This is a genomic window from bacterium, assembly GCA_029210965.1.
Lineage (GTDB): Bacteria > BMS3Abin14 > BMS3Abin14 > BMS3Abin14 > BMS3Abin14 > JALHUC01.
In genome coordinates, this window is the sequence record JARGFZ010000015.1 from 49,828 (window position 1) to 68,181 (window position 18,354).

Below are 18,354 nucleotides of genomic sequence, written 5' to 3' on the forward strand. Positions count from 1 at the left end.
AATGGGTGCCATGCAGGCCACTATGCGAAAAGCGAAAGCCACGAGCAGCGTCGAATGGCCCTGCCTGCCCTGAGCGTGTCGAAGGGAGCAAGTCCCCGATAAAATGAGTGACGCGTCGAAGGGCGCCTGGATGGTAGCTTAGGTTACCCCTTTTCCCTATTCTGGAGTGGGGAGTGGAGTTGGTTTGGGGGCTAGAGATTCAATCCATCGGCCTGTACCCTAGGGCGCTTCTCTCGCGGTGTCGACCGCATATATAATTCATATTATCCTGAAAAATATTCTCTCGCGTGTTTGGAGGGGGGTTGATCCCCCCTCATACCCCTAAACTGCCTAGGATGCCCTCTATGGCACCTTCTCCTCTAAATCTGTAAAGGAGGAGGGTGGGGTTGGGGCCCGCAGGGACGCATTGGTGGACTTTTTGCGATCCCATCAACAATTAGTGTATACTGTATCTATTCGCTATGGATATGCATATATCTATTAAGTGATTGATATATTTGAATATTTATATATATTTTCTATTCATAGTGCCCTGGGCATGAGCCAGGCAACAGTATCTCGACTTATTAACTCTATAGGCAGCAGGGTCTTGAGGCTGGGGCGTGGAAAAGCAACTCTATATGCTATTGCCAGAGACGCAAGAGGCGATGGCCACGAATTTCCTGTATTCCGGGTAACTGAAACCGGAGATGTTGAACCTGTTGGTACTCTGCTTACAGTCCAGGGAAACCAGTATTGGTGGGCTCCAGTAGGCGCCAAAGGTGAACTGTTTAATCACTTGCCCTGGTTCATACAGGACATGCGTCCAGATGGTTTCATGGGGCGGGCATTTGCTCAAAGAGTCGGGCCGCAATTAAGGATTCCTGATCGATTGCAGTATTGGACAGATGAACACGTACTGGCAGCCCTTTCAACAAGGGGTGAAGATTTGATGGGAAATATTATTGTGGGCCAGGAATCGTTGGGGCGATATCTCGAAATGACGCGGCAGCCATGCGAGGCGATAAATGCGAATGAACGTTTAGAGACATATCCACGATTAGTAGAATCTGCATTGAAAGGGGATCCGCCAGGATCATCCGCTGCCGGGGAACAGCCGAAATTTGCCGCACTGATCCGAAACAATGGCGAGCTTAGACATGTACTTGTCAAGTTCTCTTCTTTGATCGCTACCCCAGTTGGCAGAAGATGGGCGGATTTGATCGTATGTGAACATCTTGCTCTCAATCTTATAAGTGAACGAGGAATTGATTCTGCCCCCAGTCAACTTCTTGAGACAGAAGACAGATACCTTTTGGAGGTAACCCGGTTTGATCGTCAAGGAAGATTTGGTCGACTCCCGATGTTATCTCTTTTTTCCATCGACGCCGAGTTTTTCGGGCACCTGGACAATTGGATCGCTGCTGCGTCCAGGCTAGAGAGCAGTGCGATGCTCTCTCGGGATGATGCTGCTGATCTACGGTGGCTGTCACTGTTTAGCAGTCTTATCGCGAACTCAGATCAGCATTTTGGAAATGTCTCATTGATAACGGAAGATGGAAGGAGACGTTTTTCTCTGGCACCTGCTTACGACATTCTTCCAATGCTATATAGACCTCAGGAAGATGATGTCCCAGGGAGACCATTTAAGCCGGGCATTGACATGGCTTCCGGAGCTTTAGACTTGTTTCCGGATGCCCTTGATTGGGCGATCAGATTTTGGGAAGAAGCTGCCGGAGACACTCGGATCACGGAAGGTTTTAGAGGGATCTGCAGGGAAAACCTGGTGGCTGTGCGCAACCTGGCTGGTGGTCCGCAACTTCTTTCATCGCGTTAGCGAGCCAATACTTCAACATAAGCTATGTTTTTCTTCGGGTAGTTGAGCAAAAATACGTTTAGAGAAAAAGCTTAAAAGGCTCACCAGGCAAAAGAAGTGCCCCCTCAAGAATGAAAAGCTTGTTGCGGCACCGTGGTGAAACCATCTTTCCGGAGAGGCAGTAGGGGTTATGACCGCCTAGTTTAGACTGGACTGGGATCGGCTCTATGAGGCATATTGCCAGATGACTCTTGATAGTTTCATGGGGATTCTAAATGTCATCCCACTTTAATGCGCAGCAATTTTGGTCCGCTTGGCCGGCAAAAGAAATTATAATGAATATCAAAAAGCCTGGCTGGCACATACAATAGTTAATTCGAATCCAAACTATGCAGAATAACAAAAAAAATATCATTTTGACCGGATTCATGGCAACCGGGAAGACCTCCGTTGGCAGGACCCTGGCGTCTCATCTCGGCTATGATTTTGTGGATACCGACCATCTGATCGAAGCAAAGACAGGCATGACAATTGCTGAATTTTTCCAGGAAAAAGGCGAGGCGGCTTTCCGAAAAATGGAGGCGGATCTTGCCCGGGAGCTCGCGGATAAAAGCGGCATGGTCATTGCCACCGGTGGCCGATTCATGCTGGATGGTGACAACGCAGCCGTACTGGGCAAAAGCGGCCGGGTATTCTGTCTGGTGGCGACACCAGAGGAGATCCTCAAGCGGGCCGAGAGCGATCACCATGTTCGCCCGTTGCTTCAGGTACCCAACCCTCTTGAGCATATCGTCGAACTCCTGCAGCAGCGAAGGAAGGGATACAGTAAGTTTGCCCAATTTGTCACCTCTGAAAAAAACCCGGAAACCGTTGCCGAAGATCTTGTGGGGATTATAGCAGGAGGGCCAGATGTCCGTCTGCCTATTGCGGCCCATAGCGATCGCTATGATTTTATTGTCGGTGGCGGACTGCTGCCGTTTATCTCCCAGTTAGCCGGAATTGATGGCCCCATTGCTATCATAACGGATGATACCGTTGGTCCTTTGTATGCGCAGAGCTGCGGTATTGTCGATGTCGTGGTCACCATGCCGCCCGGCAGGAAGAATAAAACCCTGGCAACAGCCCAGGCGATTTACGAACAGTTGCTTCAAGCGGATTTCGACCGTAGTGGAACGGTCATTGCGCTTGGCGGAACCGTGATCAGTGAGCTTGCCGGATTTATAGCGGCCACATACATGCGGGGGGTCGATTGTGTGCAGTGTCCCACCAGCCTGTTGGCTATGGTCGACACCAGTATCGGCGGTAAAACCGGGATTGATATGCCCAATGCGAAGAATCTGATCGGCGCTTTCAAACAACCGAAATCTGTGATCGCCGATATCGCTACGCTGCAAAGCCTGTCACCCAGGGCGTTTGCGTCTGGGATGGCGGAGGTTATCAAGCACAGCCTCATAGCTGATTCAGATCTGCTCCAGAAGATCGAATCGGGAAGCTGGATCCAGACATCGGGGAAGATTGGGCAGCAGGCTTTGGAGCTTCAGGCGCTGGTTGCCCAGGCCATTCAGGTCAAAATCAATATCGTTCAGGAAGATCCTTATGATCAGGGGCGAAGGGCGGTGCTGAATTTCGGACACACTTTCGCAAACGCCATTGAACGCCTCAGCCATCACAGCGTCAATCATGGTGAAGCCGTGGCCATGGGGATGGTTGCTGCCGCCAACCTTTCCGTAAAATTGGGTTACTGCCCTGAAGAACTGGAGAACAGGGTCGAGTCTGTCCTGGTGGCCTCTGGCTTACCGATCCGAATCCCCAATGACCTGGTTCCGAAACAGCTGCTCCAGGCCATGGGAAGCGACAAAAAGAAGAAGGCCGGAAGGCTGCGCTATGTGCTGCTCAAGGATGTCGGCGATGTGTTTGTGACCGATCAGGTCCCTGAAGAAACCATACTGGACACTTTTGCAGCATTGAAATCCTGAATATCGTGGATATCCACGGCGAATGCGTTGACGAGGTCTTCGAACCCCTTTTCATAAAGGTTTCCCCCTGACCATGGCTCTTGGTGTTGTACATGTCGAACTGAGTGAACGGTCCTATTCCATATATATCGGGGACGAGGCCTGGGAACTGCTCGAAGAAAATTTGCGCGGATGGAATCCGGCCGGGAAGGCCATGGTGGTGACTGACGAACGGGTTAACTCTATCTATGGTCATCGCATCGAAAAGCTGGCAGGAGCCTTGGAGTCAACCGCCACCGTCGTCGTACCCGAGGGAGAGAAGAGCAAATCCTTCGGTCACCTGGAAGACCTCTGCAGGAAAATGGCAGGTGCCGGACTGGACAGGGGTTCCCTGGTCGTTGCCCTGGGCGGTGGAGTCGTGGGAGATCTCGCGGGTTTGGCTGCCTCCCTTTACCTTCGGGGCGTGTCCGTCATCCAGGTTCCCACGACACTTCTTTCCATGGTGGACAGCAGCACCGGGGGGAAAACCGGAATAAACCTTCCCGAAGGTAAGAATCAAGTAGGGACCTTCCATCAGCCCCAGGCAGTATACGCCAACACCGATGTCCTCAGGACCCTGGAATCCAGGGATTGGTACTCGGGCATGGCAGAGATAGTGAAAATTTCCCTCACCCTGGACCCGGAACTCTTCGCTTATCTCGAAAAGTTGAATGATCTCGGTCCTGAAGGGGGCGTTGATATACCGTTCATAGTGGAGACGGCCTGCCGCCGAAAAGCGGAGGTGATATCCATTGATGAAAAAGAGGCCGGTCCCCGACTTGTTCTCAATTTTGGCCACACCCTCGCCCACGCCCTCGAGTCGTCCCTGGGGCTTGGTGAGATCCGTCACGGTGAGGCTGTGGCTATCGGCATGAGAGGCGCTCTTTCCCTTTCAAAACAGATGTGCGGACTTGATGAGGGGCAGTACAGAAGAGCCATGGCGGTGATTGAAAAGATCCCCGTTCCTGACAACAGGTATGATCAAAACCTGGAGCGGTTTTTAACCCGTGACAAAAAAAGAATTGGCGGGCGCGTCAGGTGCATACTCCTGGAAGATATCGGCCGCTGTCACGTAACTTCACTTGATGATCCAGGGGACCTTGTAAAAGCGCTGGCATCACCCTGAACCCCTGTCTGTCAGGCTCACTGATGGTTTGAGATGCTTTCGGTATGAAAGCTGGTGCAAACGCCGGGATGGGAAATCGGGGCAGTTATTCCTTCCCCTGCAGAAAGGAGAGGCGGCGGGCAGATTCCATAAGAGCGGGTAGAAGCTCTGACTGCTTTTCAGGTGTCAGGCGCTGGGCCGGGCCGCCAAGATGGATCGCATAGCTCGCATTGGACTCGTTATCAAAGATCGGTGCTGCTATGGAAATGGCGCTTTGCACAACCTCACCCTCACTGATGGCATACCCTTTAAGGCGCACCGAATCCAACTCCTGTTCCAGTTCCTTCCTGTTGGTGATGGTCCTCGATGTGTATTTTTTCAAATCCTGATCTTTAAAAAATCGCTCTCTTATGTTTTCAGGGGCCCAGGCCAGCAGTACTTTTCCCGGTGCCCCCGCATGGAGCGGCAGGGGTTCACCCTCACTTACAGAGTAACGGAGGGAGGCAGGACCGATCCTCTGGATCACACAGAAACGGTTCATTCCTTCCCGCATGAAGATGGCCGCTGATTCCCCGGTTATGGAAACGAGTTCCTCAAGGACGGACCCGGCAGTGCTGAGCAGGCTGTGGGTTTTTTCGTAGATCTTGCCCAGGATCATGACTCTGGGGCCCAGTTCGTAGGTGGCACGCGACGTCTTCACCAGGAACCCCTGGGCGCTGAGTGTACCGCACAACCGCATGATACGGCTCTTGTACAGTCCGGTCATTTCACTAAGGGCCTTAAGAGACAGTTCCGGCTCGCTTGCGGAAAAGCAGTTGAGGATGGTCAGAGCCTTGGCGACGGTGTCTACCTGACGATCCGATTCCCTGACTGGATTCCGGGCCTTTTCAGTCACACTTGGCCCTTTGAAGCAGTCTACTCATGCGCCCCGGTAAGGTGCGGCCAAGCCTGGACTCGAGGAAGCCCACAGCGCCGCAAAGGGCGTCCAGATCGACCCCCGTATCCACCCCCATGGATTCGAACATGTTCACCGCATCCTCCGCAGGAACGTTTCCCGCAGCTCCCTCCACGAAAGGACAGCCCCCAAGACCGCCGGCTGCGACGTCAAAGATGCGAACGCCGGCTTCGTAACCGGCGAACATGTTGGCTAGCCCAAGACCGGTTGTATCGTGAAGGTGAAGGGATACATGGACATCCGGGAGTTCCATGGCGGCGCGTTGGGCGAGGCTGCTCACGGAATAAGGTGATGCCATTCCGGTGGTATCTGCCAGATTGACTTCCGAAGCCCCGGCCTGGGTCATGCGGATTATGCCGCGGATGACAGTGTCCGGTTTAACGGTTCCTTCATAAACACAGCCGAAACTGCACTGAAAGCCAGCTCTTACCTGCACACCTTCCCCGTCGGCCAGGGCGATAAGCCGGGTCATGGAGTCCAGGGCCTCGACAGCCGACATCCCGGCGTTCTTGCGGCTGTGGGTGTCGCTGGCGGAAACGGACATGCTCAGATGTTTTAAGCCGCAGGCCAGGGCCCGCTCCAGCCCCTTTTCGTTAAGGACCAGTGCTGTTAGCACAGTTCCTTTTGTTTCTCCGATATGCCGGATCAGTTCGTCTGTGTCGGCCATCTGGGGCACTATCCTGGGATGGACGAAGGAACCCACCTGGATCCGCCTGATGCCTGATTCTTCCAGAAGGTGGAACAGTTGCAGTTTCTCTTCGAGACTGAAGATCTCGGACTCCATCTGGAGACCGTCCCGCAGTGCCTCGTCTTCGAGGAGCAGTTCCGGGGCTTGTCTCTTTTTATTATTGTCACCGGGTATCACAGTGACTGGCCTCTCAAAAGGAGACCAGGACCTTGAACCGGTCCGGTGCGTTGAAGTTCTTTATGGCATGATCCAGGTCATCAAGTCCTATGAAGTCTGAGATAAGAGGGCTGAGATCAATTCGCCCGCTCCGCAAAAGCTCAAGGACACCTGGAAATTCGTCGGTGTAGATCATGGAACCCCTGATAGTAAGCTCCTTGCGGACGATCTGGGTAGTGGAGACAGGGTGCTCATTGCCTGGAAGACCCTGCAGTGCTATTCGTCCCCCCGGGGCGGCAAGTCCAATGGCATCCGAAAGGCCCGACGGCGCGCCGCTGGTCTCATAGATCAGGTGGAAGGATGCCGGATCCGGCTTTTTATCACCCCCGACCCGAAAGGCGCTGTCGGCCCCCATTTTCTCCGCCAGCGACAGGTGCTCGTTCAGAAGGTCCAGAACGGTCACATTAGCTCCGTTGAGTTTGGCGAGCAGGAGCGTCATAAGGCCGATGACCCCGGCGCCGATGATAAGGACCCGGTCCCCCTCGGCCGGGGGCATCACCTTCACGCCGTGAGCAGCCACGGCCAGCGGTTCCGTAAGCGCGGCGGTCCGGTCATCAAGACCCTCCGGGACCGGCCAGGCATATCTGGCCGGGACCTTGACATACTGGGCGAACACGCCGTTAACGTCGATCCCGAGACGCACCTTTCCAGAGCAGATGTTATCCATCCCGGCAATGCAAAGATCACAATCCCAGCAGGCGAAGTTGGGCTGGATCACGACCCTCTGTCCCACAGTCACATTCGATACCCCGGGACCGACCTCTGTGACGGTCCCCATCCCCTCATGGCCAGGTACTACGGGGAGGGGAACGCCGAACTTTCCGTGATACAGCGAGTAGTCCGAACCGCAGACGCCAGCTAAGGTTACGGCGATGATAACCTCTCCAGAATCCGGTACGGGATCTGGCAGGTCACGAATAGCCAGCTTTGCTGACTGGTCAAGCACTGCTGCTCTCATAATGTTTCTCCGTGAAAGCTGATGGTATTCTTCCCGGGCTTTATTAATTCAGGCAGGCCCCCTTGATAACGGAAGTCAATTAAGTGACTGCGCCAGTGACATTATCATATTTTTCCATGCGGTAGACAAGTCGTTCACCTGGTACATGTCTTTTTATCCTGGCGGCGGGAAAATGGGAGTGGCCGCCGGAAATACATTGACAGGATGATCGGGAGGAATATGTGATAATAATAGTACCACGTCCCCTTCAGTAGGACAATAAGGCTTTCACGCCCGAAATCCGAGACTGGTTTTGATGGGCCTCCGGTTGGTGTGTTCGCGGGGCGGTTTTTGCCGTCGGCGGGCACCTGGAGGTTCAAACAGCGACCCGATGCCGCCCATCCGTCCCACAAACCCCACCGGAGGGGTCTCATCGCCGGATTTCGGGTATGGTTCCCCCCTGCCTGCGGCAGGCAGGCCTGCCCGCCGCTTTCTGGTCACGCCGCCGGCGTGATGACGCCATAAGGACGCCAATCTTGACAGGGTCGCAAAAAGTCCGTTATCGGCTTTTTGCTCAACGGAAAGCGAAAAGTGTCATTTTCCCTTTCCTCACGGATCGAACACACAGCCGCGTCCAGGTCCGCCTCGATCGTGAACGGCATCCTCTCACTCTCGCGGTAGTTGAACACGCTCGCCCGGTACGCCGCGCCGTCCGAACGAAACGCCCCAATGCCCTTGCCCGCGGGCATCCGGGCACAGCACATCTTGAGAAACTGAAGGTTCCGCGCCCGGGACTGTCGTTGCCCTCGCGAAACTCGTGCGGCACCCACAATGCGGATGTATTTTCTGCCGCAGAACATGCCGAAAAAAAGTATATAGGAACGACAACAGCTTACTTCCTCATCCTCAACCTCGTGAAGCTGCTCCCCCCCTCTCTTTCTGGACGCATCACTACATACAGTCTCAAGCACGGGGTGGTCATGCTGCCCATCATCCCAGTGGGTGTTTTTCTCGGAGCATGGATGACTCACATCACGCGGCAGCGGCACTATTCCTGTTCATATATGCTATCCTTTTAACAACTTCCGGGTTGCTGATAATAAAGGCGTTCTACGCGGGACCATGACAGCACGGTGAAAACAGGTCATTGATCCTCTGTCGATGAATAGGGCACATGCAGCAACAACCCGTGTTAACCGCATTATCCGAAATGAAATATCGTTTGACAAAAACTTCGATGCCTTTTATTTTAATATTAAACATTGTGTTCTACTGAGTAGGATGCGATAGGTAGAAATCCAATTCTGTCCCCATAAAATCGAATTTGTCTCGGTGCTGCATGGCATTTTGACGACAAGGTATTTGACTGATTTTGACAGTGGCCGGGATCCGGCATGGATGACCGGGACCCCCGTGGGCCTCTCTCATTACCGTGTAAATGGTTAAAGGAGGAAGAGATGGAAGGTATATTAAGGAAGATGACGAAGTTCACGTGCCTCGTGGCGGTAGCCGCGCTTGTACTCGTACCGGCAGCTGCCATGGCGGCGACCACGATCAAACTGGCCCACGTGGATCCGGCCGAGTGGCAGTCCTCTAAAAAGGGCGCCGCCAGTTTGATTTTCAAGAATATAGTAGAAGGCGAGAGCGACATGAAGGTCGAGCTCTTCCCGGCCAAGGCCCTCGGCGATGAAAACTCCCTGGTGCAGCAGGCCCAGGAAGGCACCCTTCAAATGGCTCTGGTTTCAGGCGCCATGGCGAAGGTCTGCAAAGCTGCGGACGTCCTCAACATTCCCTACACCTTTCCATCGGCACCCGTCGCCTGGGATGTGATGGATGGTCCCTTCGGCAAGGAACTTGGCGAATTCTGCCTGAAGAAGTCGGGTCTGCGCACTCTCGCTTATGGTGAAACCGGATACCGCAACTTCACCAACGGCAAGCGGGAGATCAGGACTCCCGCGGACATGAAGGGCCTGAAGTTCCGTGTTCAGCCCATCCCTCTGTACGTGGAGATGGTCAAAGGTCTGGGTGGCGAGCCGGCACCCATCGCCTGGTCAGAGCTTCCCAACGCCCTGGCAACCGGCGTTGTTGATGGCCAGGAAAACCCCGTCGGCGTCATCTACAACAATCAGCTTCACAAACTGCAGAAGTACATGACCCTCGATGGTCACGTTTACGCTGTCGATTTCTTCCTCATCAACGATGAATTTTTCCAGTCCCTCTCTGACAAGGACAAGGCCCTTATCAAGAAGGCCGCGCGCACTGCCGGGCTCATGGGGCGTGCCATTCAGCAGTTCAACACCGCTGAAGGTGTGACCAAGGTCGTTGCTGAAGGGATGCAGGTCTATTCACCCTCAGCGGCTGATCTGAAGAAATTTAAAGCTGCCGCTCAGCCGGCTGTGGTCAAGTGGCTGCGCGGAGAGCTGGGCAACGATGCCGGCTGGATCGATAAGCTGGACAAGGCGGTCGCCGAAGCGTCAAAAAACCAGTAGCCCCTTTCATACAGAAAAGCTTCCCCGGGTGGAAATCCCGCCCGGGGATGTCTTGTTATAACCTTCCGGGAGTCAATCCCGGGCTGACATAAAGAGTTTAAAAGGTGGAACATGTACCGGTCAACTATTCAAAAAATGTCCCGTTTTTACACGGGCCTGTGTGCCGGCGGTGCATCCCTTTCCATGATGGCGCTCTTCGCCATCATCCTTTTCAATTCGCTGCGCCGATACACCTTCGGCAAGTCCCTTGAGTGGGGTGAGGAGCTGCCCACCTTAATTGCCGTCTACGGTTTCATGTTCGGGGCGGCCTACGCGTACATGCGGGATCGCCACATCCGTTTCACCATCCTGGTTGGTTTCTTGTCTCGTTCAGCCACTGAGAAGCTTTACATGTTGGTGGATCTCATCATGGTGGGGATAGGCGGCCTCATGGCCTGGTCCGGCTGGCAGTTCGTCCTCAAGCGGGGCGGCATGGAAGCGTCCGCTCTCATCGGCCTGGCCAAAGACCTGAGGGCAGTCACCAGTTGGGACTGGACGATCTGGCTGGGTCATTACTACCCTTACCAGGCAGCCATGATCCTCGGCGGAGTGATGCTGTCTGTCGCGGCCCTGTTAAAACTATTGGGACGTTGGAACGACAGGGCGTGGGTGGTTGTTGAACCGGATGCCCCACCGGCGGCCCAACCGGTGGACAGTTAGATCATGATCTATATTATCCTGTTGGCTGGTCTGGTCATCGGTCTGCCAGTGGCCTTTTCCATCCTGGCTGCCCTTTTCTACTTCATGGCGGTTAGTGACTTCCCCTATAGTATGCGGATCGTTGCCACCCAGATGTACGGCGGTATGCAATCCTTTCCGCTGCTGGCGATCCCGTTGTTCATCCTCGCTGGTGAGCTCATGAACGAATCGGGGATCACAAGCCGCATCATTGATTTTACCACCTTGCTGGTGGGGCGGTTCCGTGCCGGTCTTGCGCTGGTCAATATCTGGGCCTCGGTGATATTTGCCGGGCTGTCCGGGTCCGCTGTGGCAGACACTTCCGCCATCGGCCGGATCTTTATCCCGGAGATGGAAAAGCGCGGCTATCCCCGGGATTTTTCAGCCGCGGTCACCGCCGCGTCTTCTGTTATCGGTCCCATCATCCCCCCGAGTATTCCGGTTATTATCTATGCCCTCACCGTGACCGGTGTCTCGGTGCCCGGGCTTTTCCTGGGGGGGATCGCCCCCGGTCTGCTGCTGGCCACCCTCCTGTCCATTTACGTCATGATATTTGCCGGGCATTTTGAGACGCCCGCACCGCAAACAACTAAGGCCTCCAGGATCAAGACCCTGATGCAGGGAATCATCCCCCTCTTTATGCCGGTATTCGTCGTCGGCAGTATTCTTATGGGGGTGGTTACCCCCACAGAAGCGGCCTGTTTTGCCGTCGCCTACGCTCTTGTGGTGGGTATTTTTGTGTTCCGCGAACTTAAGATAAAAAAACTGCCGGAGATCTTTGGCCGCTCCATGCGTGACACTGCCACGATCATGGTGGTCATCGGTGCTGTATCAGCCGCGAACTGGCTCATGACCTATAACCGGATTCCCAATATGATCACCGATTTCGCTATTACATTCATGACCGCCAAATGGATGTTCCTCATCTCCTCCATGATCCTGTTCCTCATTGTCGGCCTATTCCTGGAAGGTATCGCCGCCATGCTGGTGCTGGTGCCCATCCTGCACCCCATCGCCGTATCCATGGGGGTTGATCCGACCCATTACGGCATCCTGGTGGTCTTTAACCTGATGATCGGCCTGATCACGCCACCCATGGGTCTGTGCCTTTTCGTCGTGGATTCTGTTGCTAATGTGGGACTGGGACGTCTGATCCGTCAGATCTGGCCGTTTTTCCTGGTGGAACTGTTGGCGCTTATCATTATTACGTTTGTCCCGGCGACGGTGACCTGGATACCGAGGTTATTCGGGTTCTGATAAAACTTATCCGAGTGAGCAGAAAACAGCGTTTCGAGACGCTGCTTGAATGACAGGTTCATCCAATAAAAGAGTGCCTGTTTTCCACGGGTTCACGCTACAGGAAAGGCCCTTCACCTCCGGGAGTCCTGGCCGTGACTGGCCTCTGTTCTCCGGCGAAGCGCGAAGCGTAGCTTGATAAGAGATCCGCGAAGCCGAGCGCCTTGATCAGAGAAAACCCCCGGTGTCGGCCAGGTATCAGGTACTCATTGTAACTAATGAACCGAAGAACCGCATAGGGAGGTTTTCGTGAAGAATCCGGTTTCCCATCAACTGGTAAAATACCTGGAGCACCGCGAAGTAAAACACATATTCGGCCTTTGCGGACACACCAACATAGCGGTCCTCGCCGCAATGGAAAAAAGCTCCATACGGTTCATCAATGTCCGTCACGAGCAGGTTGCCGCTCACGCCGCAGATGGTTACGCCAGGGCCACCGGGAAGGCCGCCGTGCTCCTGACCCACCTGGGGCCGGGGCTCACCAACGCCGTGACGGGAGTTGCCAACGCCGCGCTTGACTGCATCCCCATGGTGGTCATCGCCGGGGATGTTCCAAGCCACTACTATGGAAAGCATCCCCACCAGGAGGTGAACCTCCACTCCGACGGCAGTCAGTGCGAGATTTACCGCCCCTTCTGCAAGAGGGTGTGGCGGGTGGAGCGGCCGGAACACCTGCCGGAGATAATGGAGAGGGCTTTTACCCTTGCCGAAAGCGGCCAGCCTGGCCCTGTCCTTGTGGACGTGCCCATGGATATTTTTTCAAAGGAGATCGACGCAGCCCTCTTCGACCGGGTGAAGGGCAATGTGAAGGCCCTCACCAGGCCGTCCCTCGATGAAGAGACGGCAAGGGAGATCGTCCGACATCTTGGCCAGGCGAAGCGTCCCGTACTTTACGTGGGGGGCGGGATCGTACTGGCCGGTGCGGCCCCTGAGCTGCGCGCTTTCGTGGATCACATGCAGATCCCGGTGTCCCACAGCCTCATGGGCAAGGGCGCCCTGCCCGACGACCACCCCATGACCCTGGGCATGACCGGTTTCTGGGGAACGCAGTACACCAACGACTCGTGCCGGAACGCCGACTGGATCATGGCTCTGGGAGCCCGGTTCAAGGAAGCGGATTCGAGCTCCTGGTACCCGGAGTACACCTTCGACATACCGAAAACAAAACTGATCCACATCGACATCGAACCCACCGAGATAGGAAGGAACTACCCTGTCCGGATAGGCGCCGTCGCGGACCTCAAGATGGCCCTGCCGGTCCTGACCCGTGCCGCGCTGGAACTGTTCCCGGACGGGATCCGGAGGCCGGAACTCGCCGGGGAGATCGCCGTGCAGAGGGAACAGTTCAAGGCGCGCAACGTCCAGATGGAGCAAAGTGACGCCTTCCCCATGATGCCGGAACGGATTCTGGCCGAACTGAGGGAGGTTCTTCCGCGGGACGCCGTCATCACAACCGATGTGGGGTGGAACAAGAACGGTGTGGGACAGCAGTTCCCCATATACGAACCGGGTAGCATCCAGATCACCGGCGGCCTTGCCACCATGGGGTTCGGTGCCCCGGCAGCCATCGGCGCGAAGCTCGCCCGACCGGACAAGGTCGTAGTGGCGCTGGTGGGCGATGGCGGGTTCGGCCAGAATCCGGCCATGCTGGCCACCGCCAGGGCCGAAGGTATCGCCGCGGTGTGGATCATCATGAACAACGACGCCTTCGGGACCATCGCGGGCCTGGAAAAGGCCCACTTTGGCACAACTTTCGGCACCGTTTTTAACAAGGACGGGAAATCCACCTCCCCCGATTACGCCGCCCTGGCCCGGGCCTACGGGGTGGAGGGGATCAGGATCGAGTCGGCTGACGGGTTCAAGCCCGCTCTGGAACAGGCCATCAGGGCCAACGCTCCCGTGGTCATGGACGTCCCCATGATCAATAACCCGACACCCACCACCGGGCATTGGAATATTCTGGACATCTACTCACCGGATGAGGACATCTCCCACGTCAGCACCGACAGTTGATCCGTCGCCTCACCCTGCCGGTTGGAAACTCAGCAGCATGCGGACAGATGAAACAGCGGAAAAACCAGGGGTATTTAGCTCTTCCTTATAATGCGTATCTTAGTGGTTTCACACTTGAGCAAGGTTCCTGTAGAAGCCGTTGAAAGCATTAACACAGAGTTACGCAAAGGCGGCCCGCTGGTAGGCCGCTCGTCCCGCAGGGTTACGCAGAGTAAGGGAAACTCAGGCGTATGCCGTAAAGGTCCTTAAGAGCATCGACCACGGAGGCATCACGCCTCTGGCGTGACAGGCTTCGGATGCGGAGGAAGGCTGAAAGCAGGGTTTTTGGCCGACTGGCGCCAGGCTGCTGAAAGGCGGTCTCACACAGACACAGAGAAGATCTGTATCCTGGGTCCCGGGGACATGGTGGTCGTACCCCCCGACGAGCCGCACACCGTGCAGCCGTTGACCCCCCGTTTGCGGCTGGTCGATTCCTTTACACCGCTGCGCACAGAGTTTCTGTAACGTCCCGACGAGGTGCGGCGTTCCGGAGCGGGGAACTAGCGGGCCTCCCCCATGAGCCGGGAAATGTCCCCGGTGGCGGCCAGGAGTTTTTCGATCATCCCGGGCAGGTTCTCTTCCGAGAACCGCTGCACCGGGCCCACGAGGGAAAGCACGGCGGGAACCTTCTTCTCGAAATCGAAGACCGGGGCGGCGATGGCCGCCACACCCGGTTCCCTTTCCTCGCGGCTGAGGCTGTAGCCGCGTTCCAGTATGGCGCGGCACTCACCCTTGAGCCATGCAGCGTCGGTGATGGTTGCCGGTGTGATGGCCTCGAGCTTGCTGCCCAGGACCCTGTTGCGAAAGTCGGCGGGGGCGTGGGCCAGGAGGACCCGGCCGGTGGCCGTAGCGTAAAGTTCCATGAAGTCGCCTTCATTGATCGCGAAAAAGAGCCTGGAAGGTCCATACTCCCTTGCCAGGCAGATGGAGCGTTCACCTTCGAGAGCAAAAAGCGCCGCCGATTCTCCGGAGGCAGCGGCAAGCTCCTCCATGATGGGACGGGAGATGGAGACCAGGGTGTTGGTCCTCTCGTAGACCTTGCCCAGGACAAGAAGCTTCGGTCCGAGCCTGTAGCTGGAGAAGGATGTGCGAACGAGGTAACCGCAGTCCAGCAGGGTCGTACAAAGTCGATGAACCCTGCTTTTGTAAAGCCCGGTTTTTTCACAGAGCTGCTTTAAAGTCTGCTCCGGTTCTCCGGTCGTGAAGCACTCGAGGATCTCAAGAGCTCTCACCACCGTGTCGACCTTGGGAACTGCAGGGCGGGTATCCCCGACCAGGTCACTATTTCTCACCTTTTCCATCGTACCCCCTTGCAGCGCCCATCAGGGAAATAAGGCATCATGCAGGCTGATTTTCGGAGCGGCCTCAAAGTTTAATCGTTCTTCCTGTTAGGATTATCCTATTATATGAAATTCATGGTCATTTGGCATCACTTACGCATTGACATAGGATAATCTTTGCTTCATATTATATAGATTCTGACTGGCAGAACGATAGACCTATTATTGAACATAGCTGAGTGCCGTGAATTATGGGAGGCTTCCATACTGCGGCGGTGCTATTATTACCGATTATCGGAGCGAGTGCCTTATCCTTTAAACTCGCGTTCAGGAATACTTTATTCAGATCTCAGGGGGTGTTATGAAAAAAATACTCGTTTTGAACGGAATAAACCTCAACATGTTCGGCAAAAGGGATCCAACCCAGTACGGAACGATCACCCTTGCCCAGATAGACGAAGACCTGAAGGCCCTGGGCAGGGAGCTGGGCTTTGAAGTGGAGTGCTTCCAGACCAACTGCGAGGGGGAGATGGCTTCCAGGATTAACGAGGCTCATGGCGACGGGACCGTCGCGGTGCTGATCAACGCCGGAGCCTGGACGCATTACAGCTACGGCATAGCCGACGCCCTGGGCATCCTTGAGGTGCCGGTCATTGAGGTGCATATGTCCCACGTTCACAGCAGGGAGAAGTTCCGGCATCATTCCGTGTTTTCGCCGGTGGTCAAAGGGTCGATCAGTGGTTTGGGAGTTGACAGCTACAGACTGGCCCTGAGGGCTGCGGTCAACCTGGTTAAGTAGCCGGCAGTGTCAGGGGGGCAGCCTGGTGAGCTTTTCTGATCACACCCACGGTAGGCACGGGAGATTCTGATACTGGACCAATTTCGGGGCAAGGAGGCAGCATTGGAGATCAAAGTCATCAACACATTCAAGGATGCCGAGCAGATATGGCTGGGTCTCGAAAAGGAAGGTTTGCGAAGGAAAGTTTTTCGCGCGGTCGATCACGCCCAGCTGGGGGCGGAGCAGATCGTGGCCGGGATCACCATCTTCGAACCGGGCGAGCGCTGCGCGGCCCACTCCCATCCAGGTTCCGAGGAGATCAACTTCGTGGTCAAGGGGGGAGGTATCGCCTACGATCTGGACAATAATAAGGAAACCAGGTTCAAGCAGTACGATTACATGTGGATCCCGGATGGAGTCGAGCACGTCCATTACAACGATTCGGAAGAACCTCTCTGGCTCTTGTGGGCTTACGCTCCTCCGGGACAGCTGCCCATGAAATAGATATTCTGAGTTTCGCCGGATTCACGAATGGATCTGAAAAGGTCAGCATGCAAGGAGAGTTGACATGGCAAGACCGATCACAGACGGGGAAAGACAGTACGCCCAGGATCTTTTCGCCAGGGCCCGGGCCGCTATGAAGGCCGTCGAGAGTTACGACCAGAAGACCGTGGACCGGCTTTGCCAGGCCGTGGGCTGGGCAACGGCCAACGAGGAGACTTTTACGCGGATAGCACAGATGGGTGTGGACGAGAGCGGCATCGGGGATAAGGCGGGCCGGGCAGCCAAGCGCTTCAAGATCATGGGGATCCTGCGCGATACCCTGAGACAGAAGAGCATGGGCGTTATCGAGGAGGACCCTGAAAAGGGTCTTGTGAAGTACGCCAAACCGGCAGGTGTCATCGCCGCCTTGGTACCCACCACCAACCCCGAGCTGACCCCTCCGGGAGTCGGGATCTACGCCTTGAAGTGCAGGGATGCTGTGATCTTCTCCCCCCATCCCAGGAGCCGAAAGACTACTATGGAGATGGTCCGGGTCATGCGGGAGACGCTCAAAAAACACGGTGCTCCCGAGGACCTTTTCCAGTGTGCTGAGAAACCCAGTATCCCCCTGGCCCAGGAGCTAATGTCCATATGCGACCTGACCGTCGCCACCGGCGGCATGGCCATGGTCAGGGCTGCCTACAGTTCCGGAAAACCATCTTACGGCGTGGGGGCCGGCAACTCCACCATGGTCGTCGACGAAACTGCAAATATTGAAGAGGCGGCGCTTAACACCCGCCTCAGCAAAACCTCCGATTTCGGGTCCGGGTGCTCGGCGGACGGAAATCTTCTGGTAGAGGCCTCCATATACGACGCCTTTCTCGCCCGGCTTCAGGCTGAGGGCGGTTATCTTGCCTCCGAGGAGGAAAAGGCGAAGCTCGAGGCGATCATGTGGGACGGGGAGGGAAACAGGACCGTGGACACGGTGGCACGCTCCGCCATGGAGATGGCTACGGCTGCCGGGTTCTCCATCCCCGAGGACCGGACCTTCATTATTGTCAAAGAGGATCATATCGGGAAGGAATACCGCTTCTCAAGCGAGAAACTCACCACCGTCCTGGCTATTTTCAAATACAGCGGTTTCGACAATGTGCTGGAAATGGTCAAACAGATCTACGAGGTGGGCGGCAAGGGCCACTCCTGCGGGATCTACTCCTTCGACGATGATCACATCCACCGGCTGGCCATGGTGGCCCCCGTGAGCAGAATCATGGTGCGCCAGCCCCAGTCCAAGGCCAACGCCGGTTCGTTTAACAACGGTATGCCCATGACCTCCAGTCTCGGGTGCGGGGTATGGGGCGGCAACATAACCAACGAGAACATCCACCTCAAACACTATTTGAATGTTACCTGGGTTGCCCGGCCAATCCCGGAGGACAGGCCCTCGGAAGAGGATCTCTTCGGAGAGTTCTACAATACGGAAACTCTCTAGCCCGCATTATTCATGATGCAAATGAGATATCAGCTAACTGTGTGGCAATTAAAGATAAATGGGAATGGCGCTATAAG

Annotated in this window: 15 protein-coding genes; 11 read left to right on the forward strand and 4 right to left on the reverse strand. The window is 55.5% G+C overall.

Features of this window, described 5'->3' with window-relative positions:
* The first annotated feature begins 484 nt into the window (after positions 1–484).
* The 3 genes from yjjJ (at position 485) to aroB (P1S59_07875) (ending at position 4,915) form a co-directional block, all read left to right on the forward strand.
* Positions 485–1,816 (forward strand): type II toxin-antitoxin system HipA family toxin YjjJ, encoded by a 1,332-nt coding sequence (gene yjjJ / locus P1S59_07865; protein MDF1526165.1) that lies wholly within the window; start codon positions 485–487, stop codon positions 1,814–1,816.
* A gap of 368 nt (positions 1,817–2,184) precedes the next feature.
* Complete coding sequence (aroB, locus tag P1S59_07870; GenBank protein MDF1526166.1) at positions 2,185–3,771, forward strand: 3-dehydroquinate synthase; 1,587 nt, start codon at positions 2,185–2,187, stop codon at positions 3,769–3,771.
* A 73-nt stretch (positions 3,772–3,844) separates the two neighbouring features.
* A complete protein-coding gene (gene aroB / locus P1S59_07875; GenBank protein MDF1526167.1) occupies positions 3,845–4,915 on the forward strand; it encodes a 3-dehydroquinate synthase in 1,071 nt (356 codons plus the stop codon).
* Positions 4,916–5,000: 85 nt separating this feature from the next.
* On the opposite strand, the gene P1S59_07880 is transcribed toward aroB (P1S59_07875), so the two are convergent.
* From P1S59_07880 to P1S59_07890, 3 genes are read right to left on the reverse strand one after another with little or no spacing between them, the layout of a single operon-like run.
* Positions 5,001–5,789, reverse strand: a complete 789-nt coding sequence (locus tag P1S59_07880; protein ID MDF1526168.1) for an IclR family transcriptional regulator — start codon at positions 5,787–5,789, stop codon at positions 5,001–5,003.
* Positions 5,782–6,714: a hydroxymethylglutaryl-CoA lyase gene (locus tag P1S59_07885; protein ID MDF1526169.1), complete on the reverse strand. Its 933-nt coding sequence runs from the start codon at positions 6,712–6,714 to the stop codon at positions 5,782–5,784. The genes P1S59_07880 and P1S59_07885 overlap by 8 nt, the downstream gene beginning before the upstream one ends.
* Before the next feature lie 13 nt (positions 6,715–6,727).
* Positions 6,728–7,711 (reverse strand): alcohol dehydrogenase catalytic domain-containing protein, encoded by a 984-nt coding sequence (locus P1S59_07890; protein MDF1526170.1) that lies wholly within the window; start codon positions 7,709–7,711, stop codon positions 6,728–6,730.
* Positions 7,712–9,147: 1,436 nt separating this feature from the next.
* Between P1S59_07890 and P1S59_07895 the strand changes: the two genes are divergently transcribed.
* The 5 genes from P1S59_07895 (at position 9,148) to P1S59_07915 (ending at position 14,709) form a co-directional block, all read left to right on the forward strand.
* A complete protein-coding gene (locus P1S59_07895; GenBank protein ID MDF1526171.1) occupies positions 9,148–10,179 on the forward strand; it encodes a DctP family TRAP transporter solute-binding subunit in 1,032 nt (343 codons plus the stop codon).
* 111 nt (positions 10,180–10,290) lie between these two features.
* Positions 10,291–10,878 (forward strand): TRAP transporter small permease subunit, encoded by a 588-nt coding sequence (locus P1S59_07900; GenBank protein MDF1526172.1) that lies wholly within the window; start codon positions 10,291–10,293, stop codon positions 10,876–10,878.
* Between the two features lie 3 nt (positions 10,879–10,881).
* Complete coding sequence (locus tag P1S59_07905; protein MDF1526173.1) at positions 10,882–12,153, forward strand: TRAP transporter large permease; 1,272 nt, start codon at positions 10,882–10,884, stop codon at positions 12,151–12,153.
* Positions 12,154–12,441: 288 nt separating this feature from the next.
* On the forward strand, positions 12,442–14,205 hold the full coding sequence (locus tag P1S59_07910; protein MDF1526174.1) for a thiamine pyrophosphate-binding protein: 1,764 nt from the start codon (positions 12,442–12,444) through the stop codon (positions 14,203–14,205).
* Positions 14,206–14,529: 324 nt separating this feature from the next.
* A complete protein-coding gene (locus P1S59_07915) occupies positions 14,530–14,709 on the forward strand; it encodes a hypothetical protein (protein ID MDF1526175.1) in 180 nt (59 codons plus the stop codon).
* A gap of 35 nt (positions 14,710–14,744) precedes the next feature.
* Here the strand turns inward: P1S59_07915 and P1S59_07920 are convergent, their stop codons facing one another.
* Positions 14,745–15,545: an IclR family transcriptional regulator gene (locus tag P1S59_07920; protein ID MDF1526176.1), complete on the reverse strand. Its 801-nt coding sequence runs from the start codon at positions 15,543–15,545 to the stop codon at positions 14,745–14,747.
* A gap of 340 nt (positions 15,546–15,885) precedes the next feature.
* On the opposite strand from P1S59_07920, the gene aroQ reads away from it, so the two are divergent.
* The 3 genes from aroQ to P1S59_07935 all read left to right on the forward strand — a co-directional run bounded on the left by aroQ (position 15,886) and on the right by P1S59_07935 (position 18,277).
* Positions 15,886–16,323 (forward strand): type II 3-dehydroquinate dehydratase, encoded by a 438-nt coding sequence (gene aroQ, locus P1S59_07925; GenBank protein ID MDF1526177.1) that lies wholly within the window; start codon positions 15,886–15,888, stop codon positions 16,321–16,323.
* 102 nt (positions 16,324–16,425) lie between these two features.
* Complete coding sequence (locus P1S59_07930) at positions 16,426–16,806, forward strand: cupin domain-containing protein (GenBank protein MDF1526178.1); 381 nt, start codon at positions 16,426–16,428, stop codon at positions 16,804–16,806.
* A 64-nt stretch (positions 16,807–16,870) separates the two neighbouring features.
* Positions 16,871–18,277 carry an aldehyde dehydrogenase family protein gene (locus P1S59_07935; GenBank protein MDF1526179.1) on the forward strand — a complete coding sequence of 469 codons (1,407 nt, stop codon included), beginning with the start codon at positions 16,871–16,873 and terminating at the stop codon, positions 18,275–18,277.
* Positions 18,278–18,354: the final 77 nt, after the last annotated feature.

Bases quoted from the DNA above. Each gene is read 5' to 3' on its own strand.
- aroQ (MDF1526177.1), top strand. From the start codon at position 15,886: ATGAAAAAAATACTCGTTTTGAACGGAATAAACCTCAACATGTTCGGC.
- P1S59_07895 (MDF1526171.1), top strand. From the start codon at position 9,148: ATGGAAGGTATATTAAGGAAGATGACGAAGTTCACGTGCCTCGTGGCG.
- aroB (MDF1526166.1), top strand. From the start codon at position 2,185: ATGCAGAATAACAAAAAAAATATCATTTTGACCGGATTCATGGCAACC.
- P1S59_07890 (MDF1526170.1), bottom strand. From the start codon at position 7,711: ATGAGAGCAGCAGTGCTTGACCAGTCAGCAAAGCTGGCTATTCGTGAC.
- P1S59_07905 (MDF1526173.1), top strand. From the start codon at position 10,882: ATGATCTATATTATCCTGTTGGCTGGTCTGGTCATCGGTCTGCCAGTG.
- P1S59_07935 (MDF1526179.1), top strand. From the start codon at position 16,871: ATGGCAAGACCGATCACAGACGGGGAAAGACAGTACGCCCAGGATCTT.
- P1S59_07920 (MDF1526176.1), bottom strand. From the start codon at position 15,545: ATGGAAAAGGTGAGAAATAGTGACCTGGTCGGGGATACCCGCCCTGCA.
- P1S59_07900 (MDF1526172.1), top strand. From the start codon at position 10,291: ATGTACCGGTCAACTATTCAAAAAATGTCCCGTTTTTACACGGGCCTG.
- aroB (MDF1526167.1), top strand. From the start codon at position 3,845: ATGGCTCTTGGTGTTGTACATGTCGAACTGAGTGAACGGTCCTATTCC.